This is a genomic window from Flavonifractor sp. An9 (genome assembly GCF_002161245.1).
Classification (GTDB): Bacteria; Bacillota; Clostridia; order Oscillospirales; family Oscillospiraceae; genus Flavonifractor; species Flavonifractor avicola.
The window spans coordinates 70083-81260 of record NZ_NFHC01000017.1 but is presented as its reverse complement, the minus strand read 5'-3'; the positions used below and the strand labels follow the sequence as shown (position 1 = coordinate 81260).

Here is an 11178-nt window from a genome sequence, read left to right as displayed (position 1 = left end):
GCCTACGCCCACGCCCACGCCGGAGCCCACACCCACCCCGCTGCCCCTGGAGGGGGCGGTGATCTGCGTGGACCCCGGCCACTGCGTCACTCCGCTGACCGGCACAGGCCAGCGGGAGCTGGTCTCTCCGCTGTCCGATGAGACCAAGTACCTCTTCGGCGGCGGAACCGCCGGAGCCAACCAGACCGAGGAGCAGCTCAACCTGGCGGTGGGGCTCCAGCTCCGGGATGCCCTGGAGGCCCTGGGAGCCGAGGTAGTGATGACCCGGGAGGTGTCCGAGATCACCCTGGGCGGCATCGACCGGTGTAAGATTGCCCAGGAGGCGGGGGCCGACGTACATATCAGCATCCACGCCAACGGCTGGACCGACCCGGACTATAACGGGGCCATGGTGCTGGTGCCCTACGGGGACCTGCTGGGTACCCCCTCCATCGTGGAGGAGAGCGCCCGGCTGGGAGAGCTGATGATCGAGGCGGTGTGCGAGCATACGGGAGCCAAGAACCTGGGCACCGTCCAGCGCTCCGACCTGACCGCCTTTAACTTCTCCACCATCCCCTGCGTGTTCATTGAGATGGGCTTTATGACCAATCCCCGGGAGGACGCCCTTATGGAGACCCCGGAGTATCAAGCCAAGATCGTGGACGGCATGGTGGAATCCCTGTTGGCCTGGTACGGCGTAGAGGAATAAAACAAAAAAGGACCCGGAGCCATGCTCCGGGTCCTTTTTTGTCGTATGGGTTTGGGTGATTAGTAAGCCACGCCCCAGTACACCATGTGCTTGGCGGGCTTGCCGCAGACGGGGCACACGTCGCCCAGGTGCTCCTGCTCCAGGGGGATGCAGCGGGAGGACACGCCGGCGATCTCCTTCATCTTGAGCTCGCAGGCCTCGTCGCCGCACCACATGGTCTTGGCAAAGCCGCCCTGGGTGGACATCTTCTCCTTGACCTCCTCCACGGTGGAGCAGGCATAGGTGTTCTCGTCCAGGTTCTTCTTGGCCTTGTCGTACAGGCCCTGCTGCACCGCGTCCAGCATAGTCTGGACGGTCTCCTCGATGTTGTCCAGGGAAACGAAGCTCTTCTCGCCGTTGTCCCGGCGGACCAGCACGCACTGGTTCTTCTCCATGTCCTTGGGACCCATCTCCAGACGCAGGGGCACGCCCTTCATCTCGTACTCGGCGAACTTCCAGCCGGCGGACTGCTTGGAGGCGTCCATCTTCACCCGGATACCGGCGGCCTTCAGGCGGTTCATGACGGCCTCGTTGGCCTCGATGACGCCCTCCTTGTGCTGGGCCACGGGGATGATGATGACCTGGGTGGGGGCGATGCGGGGGGGCAGCACCAGACCGTTGTTGTCGCCGTGGGTCATGATGACGCCGCCGATGAGGCGGGTGGACACGCCCCAGGAGGTCTGGAAGGGGTGGTGGGGCTTGTTGTCCTCACCGGTAAAGGTGATGTCGAAGGCGGTGGCGAAGCCGTCGCCGAAGTAGTGGGAGGTGCCGGCCTGGAGGGCCTTCTTGTCGTGCATCATGCACTCCACGGTGTAGGTGGCCTCGGCGCCGGAGAACTTCTCCTTGTCGGTCTTGCGGCCCTTCACCACGGGCATGGCCAGATAGTTCTCGCAGAAGTCAGCGTAGATGTTGAACATCTGCTCGGTCTCGGCAATGGCCTCCTCGGCGGTGGCGTGCATGGTGTGGCCCTCCTGCCACAGGAACTCCCGGTGACGCAGGAAGGGGCGGGAGGTCTTTTCCCACCGCAGCACGGAGCACCACTGGTTGTACAGCTTGGGCAAGTCCCGGTGGGAGTGGATGATGTTCTTGTAGTGTTCACAGAACAGGGTCTCGCTGGTGGGCCGGATGCAGTAGCGCTCCTCCAGCTTCTCAGAGCCGCCCATGGTCACCCAGGCGCACTCGGGGGCGAAGCCCTCCACGTGATCCTTCTCCTTCTGGAGCAGGGACTCGGGGATGAGCAGGGGGAGGTACACGTTCTCGTGGCCGGTCTCCTTGAACTTCTCATCCAGAATCTTCTGGAAGTTTTCCCAGATGGCGTAGCCGTAGGGGCGGTAGATGAACACGCCCTTGATGGAGGAGTAGTCGATGAGCTCCGCCTTCTTACACACGTCGGTGAACCACTTGGCGAAGTCCACCTCCATATCGGTGATCTGTTCCACCTGCTTTTTGTCCTGTGCCATATCTATCTCAATCCTTTTTTATCAAAATACGCATGGGTGCTACTTATTTTATCCATTTGAGGCCCAAAAGTCAAGTCAAGTATAGGGCCCGGCGCATAAAAGCCGGGCTTTAACGAATTAAGCGCTCCAGGCCGAGGCTTCGGAGGGAAAGATAGTGTGAAAGAAAACCGTCAGGGTTGTCTTTCGCGTCCAGTCAATAACGCCCCGATTTGTCAAAACAGTTTGACAAATCGGGGCCCGGCTCAGATGAGCCGGGCCCCGCAAGATTTGAACAATTACAGTTTGACCACCAGGGTGGCAACGAATAGATTGCCGGAGTACTGTCCGTACAGCTGGACCCGGTCCCCGGCCGCCAGCTTGCTCAGGCTGGTGGAGGAGCCGGAAATGGTAACGAAGCTGGCGTCCTCCACATCCACGGTGAGGGGAGTGCCGTCCTCCAGGCTGATCATCAGAGTGTCGTCCTTGGTGTTGACCACCAGCACCGAGCCGGTGATCTGGGTGGAAGAGGAGGAGCTGCCGGTGACCTCAATGGCCACGATCTCGTCCCCGCTGAGAGTCAGATCCACCGCATCGTTGGGCTTGAGGGAGTAGAGGGAGATGACGGAGCCCTTCTGGGTCACCGACACGCCCTCGGACACCTGGTAGGTGTCGGTGGAGCCGTCGGAGAAGCGCACGTCGATGCTGACGCCGGTGGTGTCCTGGATCACCCGGGTGATGGTGCCGGACAGGGTGGCGTTCTGAGAGGTGGCCTCGATCTCATACACCTCGTTGTAGCGGACGGTGACGGTGACGCTGTCGCCGCTGCGCAGCTTGTCAATGGAGCTGGTCTTGCCGTCCCGCTCAATGTCGGGCAGGTTGGTCAGATCAATGGAGAAGGTAGCGGTAGTGCCCTGGGGGGTGCGCACCGCCAGGGTGGTGGGGCTGGCGTAGGTGATGCTCTCAATCACGCCCTGGGTGGTGGTGGAAGCGGGGTAGGTGTCCAGCAGCACCACCTGGTCGCCGGAGATCTGAAGGGTGGCAAAGTTGTTGCGGGACACCTCCTTGACGGTGATCTCCTCTCCGTCATAGCGGGCGATGGCGTTGCTTGCGATGGGGTAGGTGCGGGAGCGGCCGGTGAGGCTGTCCTCCACGGTGATCTCGTAGGGGTCCTTGGTGAAGCTGATGCTCTTGATGGGGCCCTGGACATAGTCGGACACGGTATCCACCGCGGCGCTCACCACGGTGCCGGCGTTGTCGTTGGACACCCGCAGGCTCACATGATCCCCCTTGTTGGACACGGAGATGGAGCCGGCCTTGCCGTTGACGGTGACGGCGGCGCCGGACACCAGGGTGTACTGGGCGCGCTGGCCGTCAAAGGCGGAGACGGTAATGGTCTGGCCGCCGGACGTGTTCTCCACGCTGGTGAGGAAGCCCTCGGCGGAACGGGTGCCGCCGGACAGCTTCAGCTCGGCCAGGTGGCCCATGCCGTCCACCCAGCACTGGGCCTGGGTATAACCGGCGTCGGGCTCGATCAGGGAGGGATCGCCCACCAGCTGGCCCACCTGGACTCTGGTAAAGCGGTCAATGTCCAGCCGCTTGCTGGTGCCGCTGACACTGATGGTGATGCTGTCCTGGGATACCTCAGTGATGCTGCCGCTGAGGCTGGTCAGGGTCCCGCCCAGACGGACCGCCTGAGCCGCCCCCTTGTCGTCCAGGTTCACCCGGACATACTGGCCCGCACGCAGGGAGTTGGGGGTGGTGCGGATGTTGTTTTCATAGATGGGCACGTTGGCGGGCACGGAAATGCCAAAGGTATCGGTCAGATTGCCGGTGATGGTGAGCAGGGTGGCGCCGTTGCTGGTGGAGCTCACCGCGTCGATGACGCCGCCCACCCACTGGTAGTCGGTGTAGGCGGGCAGCTCGGCATAGATGCCCTGCTCATCCATAAAGTCGATGGCACGGCGGAGCATGGTGGCCATTTCCGCCCGGGTCAGGCTGCCCTGGGGCATAAACTGGTTGGCGGTGTTGCCCTGGACGATGCCATATGTATTGAGCAGATACACATAGGGCCGCAGCGCCTGGGAGATGGAGGCGGTGTCAGCAAAGCTCATGGAATAATTGGTCAGGTTTTTGGCCATGGGCTCCAGCTGCATGGCCCGCACCAGATACATGGAGAGGCTCTCCCGGGTGATGGACTTGAGCAGCGCACCGGAGGAGCACATGGCCTCCAGCTCGGTGACGCTGATGATGCCGGTCTCCAGACAGACGGCCATTTCTTCCTCCGCCCAGCTGTAGACGTTCTCAGGCAGGATCTCCTTCAGCTGGTCGGCCCGGTCGGCGGCGATCTGCTTTTTATCCGCGGCGGACACGCCGGTGGCCCGGGAGCAGAACAGCAGAGCCTCGCAGGCAGTCATCTTCTGAGCGGGGGCGAAGGTGGTGGCGCTGGTACCCTTCACGATGCCCAGGCCGGCCAGGTACTCCACGTCCTCCTGGGCCCAGTGGCCCTGCATATCGGTAAAGCTCACTGCCCCGGCGGGTACCACCAGCAGAGACAGCGTCAGAACCACCGCCAGCCAAAGGGCTGCAAATCGCTTTGCTTTCATACATTTCCCTCCGTTGCCGTATAGGTTTCCATAATTAGACGCCTTCATTATACTGTCTCCCTTTAAAAAAAGCAACCTGTAAATCCCGCAGCCTTCCCCCCCGTATAATCTACATTTGTATTTTATCTTGACAAGTGTAGCGTAAAGTGGTATGCTGTTCCGGCCAACGAAAGGAGGAGTCCCTGTGGAGGAGAAACGAGAGGAGAATCTGGACCTGCGTCAGCGCAAGACCCGGCGGCAGCTGACTCAGGCTCTGGTGGAACTGATGGAGGAGCGGCCCTTTCAGGAGCTGTCGGTGACCGATATCTGCCGGCGGGCTATGGTCCACCGCACCACCTTCTATGCCCATTTTACCGACAAACAGGAGCTGCTCCATTATCTGCTGACCCAACTGGAGCGGGAGTGTATTCGGGCCTGCATCCCCCAGGACGCCCCCACCCCCAGGGAGTTTTTCCTGGAGGCGGCCCGCAACACCCTGGCCTTTTTTAAGGAGAGACGGGCCCTGTACCGGGCCTGCCTGGAGAGCGGCGCCGATACCCAGACCCGGCTGCTGGAGGACGCGGCGGCCGATGAACTGTGCGCCCGGATGAGCCGCCCGCCCTTCCCTGACGCCCTGCCGGGGGTGGACCCCCAGATCGCCGCCCGCTTCTATGTGGGCGCTATGCTGTCCCTGCTGCGCTGGTGGCTGATCAGCCCCGACCCGGTGCCGGAGGAGGTCCTGCTGGACCATCTGGCCCGCTTTATCCCCAACCATTGAGAGGAATCTGCCTATGGTAACGGACAAAAAAACCGAGACACCCATGACCAAACTGGCCCGCTTTATTGTGGACAAACGGAAGGCCTTCTTTCTGGTCTTTATTGCCGCCCTCATCTTTTGCGGGGCTTCCATCAATAAGGTACAGATCAACAACGACATCACCTCCTATCTGCCGCCGGAAACCGAGACCCGGCGGGGCCTGACCCTGATGGAGGAGCAATTTGTCACCCTGGGCACCGCCGACGTGATGGTGTCCAACGTGACCTACGACACCGCCGCCGCCCTGGCCGAACGGCTGAAGGGGGTGGAGGGGGTGTCGGAGGTGGCCTTTGACGACACCGCCGACCACTACAAGGACTCCGCCGCCCTCTTCTCCATCTCCTTTGAGGGGGAGACCGGGGATGAGGAGACAGTGGCGGCCCTCCACCGGGTGGAGGATCTGCTGGAGGGGTACGACGTATCCCTGTCCACCGAGGTGGGCCGGGACACCTCCGCCTCCCTGCGGCAGGAGATGACCGTCATCCTGGCCATCGCCGCCGCCGTGATTGTGGTGGTGCTGCTTTTTACCTCCAAGAGTTATATGGAGGTGCCCGTCTACCTCATCGTGTTTGTGGCGGCGGCGGTGCTCAACATGGGCACCAACTTCATCTTCGGCACCATCTCCTTTATTACCAACTCCATCGCCGTGGTGCTCCAGCTGGCTCTGGCCATCGACTACGCCATCATTTTCTGCCACCGGTACATGGAGGAGCGGGACAACGGCCTGGATGCCCGGGAGGCGGACATTGCCGCCCTGAGCAAGGCCATTGTGGAGATCTCTTCCTCCAGCCTGACCACCATCTCCGGCCTGGTGGCTCTGATGCTCATGCAGCTGCGCATCGGCTTTGATATGGGTATCGTGCTGGCCAAGGGCATCGTATGCTCCATGCTGTGCGTCTTTCTGCTGATGCCCGGCCTGCTGATGGTGTTCCAGGGGCCCATCGACCGCACCCGCCACAAAAATCTGGTGCCCAAGATCAACTTCTGGGGCAAAGGGGTGGTCAAGCTGCGCTTTGTGCTCCCCCCCATCTTTCTGGTGGTGGTCATTGCCGGGGCGATTCTGTCCAGCCACTGCGCCTACGTTTTTGACACCAACAACGCCGATTTTTCCAACAAGCCAGACTGGCAGCTGGCTGCCGAAAAGGTGACCGATACCTTTGGCAAGAAGAATACCATCGCCATGCTGGTGCCCCGGGGGGACTATCAAAAGGAGGGCCGCATCCTGGAGCGGGTGGAGGCCCTGCCCCAGGTGACCCAGGTCACCGGCCTTGCCAACATCGAGGTGGAACCGGGCCGGATGCTCACCGACGATATCACCCCCCGGCAGTTTGCCGAGCTGGCCGGGGTGGACGTGGAGCTGGCCCGGCTGCTCTTCCAGGCCTACGGCCTGAGTGTGGAGGAGTACGGCTCCATCTTCCAGAACCCGGACGACTACTCGGTGCCTCTGCTGGATATCTTCCAGTTCCTGCTGGAGCAGAAGGACAAGGGCGTGGTGAGCCTCACCGGCGACCAGGCCCAAAAGGTGGAGGATTTGCAGGAGCAGCTGGACGTGGGACTCAAGCAGCTCCAGGGTACGGAGTGGTCCCGGCTGGTCTTTGTGGCTGACGTGCCCACCGAGGGGGACGACACCTACGCCCTGCTGGATGAGATCCGCGCCATCGGTGAGGACTACTATAACGACGTGGTGCTGGTGGGCAACTCCACCAACGCCTTTGATCTGGCCAGCTCCTTCTCCGGCGACAACCTGAAGATCAGCGTACTCACCGCCCTCTTCGTTGTGGTGATCCTGCTGTTCACCTTCAAGTCCGCCGGTCTGCCGGTGCTGCTGGTGCTCACCATCCAGGGCTCCATCTGGATCAACTTCTCCTTCCCGGTACTCACCGGCACCAATCTGTTTTTCCTCAGCTACCTGGTGGTCAGCTCCATCCAGATGGGCGCTACCATCGACTACGCCATCGTCATCACCAACCGCTATCTGGAGCTGAAGACCCGCATGGAGCCCCGGAAGGCGGTGGTGGAGGCCCTGAGCCAGAGCTTCCCCACCATCCTCACTTCGGGCACCATCATGGCGGTGGCCGGCTTCCTCATCGGCGGCATCTCCACCGATGCCACCATCGGCTCGGTGGGCCTCACCCTGGGCCGGGGCACCGTCACCTCCATCTTCCTGGTGATGACCGTGCTGCCCCAGCTGCTGCTGTTGGGCGACGCCATCATCGAGCGCACCGCCATCTCCCTCAACCGGGACCGGTCCAAGCGGTTCAACAAGGGCACCATGCGGCTGGACGGTCACGTCCGGGGCCATGTATCCGGCTTTGTGGACGGCGAATTCAAGGGGGTCATCCACGGCAGTGTGGACGCCCTCATTGAGAGCAAGTATCAGGAGCTCCAAATCGAGGAGCAGGAACAGGAGGATCAGCCATGAAGCACAACAGACCCGTAACCGCCCTGCTGCTGGCGGCCGCCCTCCTCTGCTCTCTCCTGCTTCCCGCCCGGGCGGCGGGCACGGTGACCATCGGGGACGAGTCCGCCTTCCTGGACTTTGCCCGCAGCTGTACCAAGGATACCTGGTCGGTAGGGGTGACGGCGGAGCTGACCGCCGACCTGGACCTCAGCGGCACAGACTTTACCTCCATTCCCATCTTCCAGGGTACCTTCCACGGCAATGGCCATACCATCACCGGCCTGTCCTTCTCCGACAAAGGGTCCAAGGTGGGCCTCTTCCGCACCCTTACCGAGAGCGCAGTGGTGGAGGACCTGACGGTGGAGGGCACCCTCACACCCGGCGGCACCGGAGGCCAGGTGGGTCTGGTGGCCGGAGAGAACTACGGCGCCGTGCGTAACTGTACCGTCAAGGGCTCGGTCTCCGGTCAGGAGGATGTGGGCGGCGTGGTAGGCCTCAACGGGGAGAGCGGCACCGTGACGGACTGCTCCAACCAGGCCGCAATCTCCGCCCCCAGCAACGCCGGCGGCATCGCCGGGCAGAATCTGGGTACCATCACCGGCTGCACCAACGCCGGGGAGATCAATACCGCCTCCGATCAGGATATACCCTCCAACTCCGGCGGCATCGCCGGGCTGTCCCGGGGCAACATTGACGGCTGCTCCAATTCCGGAACTGTGGGCTATCAGCACTTGGGCTACAACACCGGCGGCATTGCCGGGCTCCAGTCCGGCTCCATCACCAACTGCTCCAATACCGGACATATTCTGGGCCGGAAGGACGTGGGGGGCATCGTGGGCCAGTTCGAACCCAATGTGGAGGTGCGCTACGGCGACTCTCCCGCCGACAGCCTCAACGACAGTCTGGGGGTCCTCTTTGATGAGATGGAGGGCTTTGCCGACCAGCTCAGCGGCATGGTGGGCCAGGGAGTGGAGGACGCCCAGGTCATCCATGAGGCGGTGGGCCAGATCCGGGACCGGGCTCAGCAGGCCGGGGACCAGGGCCTTAGCGACTACAGCGATATGACCGACCAGTTGGACAGCCATGCCGCCGCCCTGGGGGATGCCCTGGACGGCCTCCGGGGCCATGTGGATACCTTTTCCAATGAGGCCGGGGACGACCTGGACGATCTGCTGGACGGCACCGCCCAGCTGCGCCGCAGCCTGAGCAAGATGCTGGACAGCGCCGACAGCGCCCTGGTGGAAGGGGTGGAGGCCCTGGATGATGCCGCCGAAGGCATTGAGAAGCAGGCCAATACCATCCGCACCCACCTCCAGGCCATGTCCCGTGAGCTGGACAGCCTGGGCAGCTATCTCACCCAGGTGACCGACTGCCTGAAAAAGCTGGACCTAAAGGGAGCCCTGGCAGTACCCTTCCCCAGCGTGGACCCGGCGGGACACCTGTCCGCCATCTCCAAGGCCCTGGGCAAGCTGCCCGGCCTGGTCAGCGACCTCACCGGCCGGTGGGAAACGCTGAGCCACGATACCTCAAAAGAGATGGAGGAGGCGCGGAAGGACGCGGATCAGGCTGCCAAGGCCATCCACAGCGCCGCCAGCCATCTGGTGGGGGCGGGCAGCGCCCTGTCCAAGGACAGTAAGAAGGATCTGGACGCCGTCAGCAACGAGGCCTCCGCCATTCGTACCCTGCTGAAGGACTATTCCGACCAGCTGGGGGAGCAGACCCAGGCGGCGGCAGACGATATCGGGGACCAGCTGGATGTGATCGAGCACCGGGTGGACCAGATGACCCAGGCCGCCGGGGCGGACAACACCGCCCTCCACGCCTCCGCCCAGCGGGTGATCGGGGCTCTGGACCAGGTGCGTCAGGCCATCTACGACATGGGCCGGGAGCCCAAACTCACCACCCAGGACCTTTCGGGGGACATTACAGAAGGCCCCGGCCTGGTCATGGCCTGTACCGCCGCCTGCACCGTGGAGGGTGACTCCAACGTGGGCGGCATTGTGGGGGCCGTGGGGGCCGAGGTGGGGGACGACCCCGAGGCTACCTTTGACATGGAGGACATCAAACTGCTCTCCGACGTGTACGCCACCCTGCGGGCGGCAGTGCGGCAGTGCCGCTTTGACGGCGCCGTTACCGTGAGAAACGACTGCGGCGGCGGCATCGCCGGTCGGTGTACCACCGGCTCCATCCTGGACTGCGCCGCCCGGGGCACGGTGGAGACGGGCACCGACTACTGCGGCGGCATTGCGGGCCGCACCGGCGGTTCGGTGATCCGGTGCGCCGCCCTGGTGGATCTGGACGGCGGCAGCTGGCTGGGCGGCATCGCCGGTCTGGGCGGCACCCTCACCGACTGCCGGGCCATGGTGCGGGCCCAGGGAGACGGGGAGTACCGGGGGGCCATTGCCGGTCAGTCCGACGATCCCCTCACCGGCAACCGCTACCTGCTGGAGGAGCTGGCGGGGCTGGACGGGGTGGATGTGGCCGGTCAGGCGGAGGGGCTGGAGTTTGACGCCTTCTCGGTGCTGAGCGGCATCCCCGAGGACTTCCTCACCTTCTCCTACCGCTTTGTGGCCGACGGCAAGACTGTGGCCGAGATCCCCTTTGCCTACGGGGACGACCTGGACCAGAGCCTGGTGCCAGAGCCGCCTGCCCGGTACGGGGAGTATGGCGTGTGGCCCGACTTCCCGGTCAAGGGGCTGACCCGGTCCATGGTGCTGGAGGCCCAGTTTACCCAGCCTACCGCCACCCTCTCCTCCGGCGAGGAGCATCCCGCCCTGCTGGTGGAGGGCACTTTTGAGCCAGGCGCTGGTCTGAAGGCGGAAGGGCTGACCGAGCTGCCCGACCTGTCGGGCTACCGGAGCGTGGAGGGCTGGTCCTATACCGTGGAAGGCAGCCAGGGAGATACGGTGACCCTCCGGCTGCGGGCGGCGGACGCCGATCACCCGGCGGCGGCCATCCTGCAGTCCGACGGCAGCTGGCAGGTGGTGAAGGCCAGCCAGGACGGCAGCTATCTGGTCTTTGACGGCCCGGCCAGCGGGCAGGTGGTGCTGCTGGACCGCACCACGCCCAATGTTTTGCCTGTGGTGCTGCTGTGCTGCGCCGGGGCGGCTGTGCTGCTCATCGCGGCGCTGGCAATCCATCGGAGAAAAAAGCGGAAAACCATCCCGGCATAAAAAACAGGCCCCGGAACCCTGCGGTTCCGGGGCCTGTTG

The 11178-nt window shown here is 63.4% G+C and carries 6 protein-coding genes; 4 read left to right on the top strand and 2 right to left on the bottom strand.

Annotated features, from left to right (window positions below; all coding sequences use genetic code 11):
- On the top strand, positions 1–688 hold a 688-nt coding region (locus B5G40_RS11465), incomplete at its 5' end, for an N-acetylmuramoyl-L-alanine amidase family protein (protein ID WP_143383408.1).
- A gap of 59 nt (positions 689–747) precedes the next feature.
- Here B5G40_RS11465 and proS read toward each other — a convergent pair.
- Entirely contained in the window at positions 748–2187 is a 1440-nt protein-coding gene (gene proS / locus B5G40_RS11460) for a proline--tRNA ligase (protein ID WP_087188904.1), read from the bottom strand.
- 275 nt (positions 2188–2462) lie between these two features.
- Complete coding sequence (locus B5G40_RS11455) at positions 2463–4769, bottom strand: S-layer homology domain-containing protein (protein ID WP_087399700.1); 2307 nt, start codon at positions 4767–4769, stop codon at positions 2463–2465.
- A gap of 184 nt (positions 4770–4953) precedes the next feature.
- Between B5G40_RS11455 and B5G40_RS11450 the strand changes: the two genes are divergently transcribed.
- Genes B5G40_RS11450 through B5G40_RS11440 form a run of 3 tightly spaced genes read left to right on the top strand, consistent with a single transcriptional unit; the run spans position 4954 to position 11139 of the window.
- Entirely contained in the window at positions 4954–5526 is a 573-nt protein-coding gene (locus B5G40_RS11450; RefSeq protein ID WP_158099522.1) for a TetR/AcrR family transcriptional regulator, read from the top strand.
- 43 nt (positions 5527–5569) lie between these two features.
- Positions 5570–7987, top strand: a complete 2418-nt coding sequence (locus tag B5G40_RS11445) for an efflux RND transporter permease subunit (RefSeq protein ID WP_242959410.1) — start codon at positions 5570–5572, stop codon at positions 7985–7987.
- Complete coding sequence (locus tag B5G40_RS11440) at positions 7984–11139, top strand: hypothetical protein (protein ID WP_087399697.1); 3156 nt, start codon at positions 7984–7986, stop codon at positions 11137–11139. The genes B5G40_RS11445 and B5G40_RS11440 overlap by 4 nt, the downstream gene beginning before the upstream one ends.
- Positions 11140–11178: the final 39 nt, after the last annotated feature.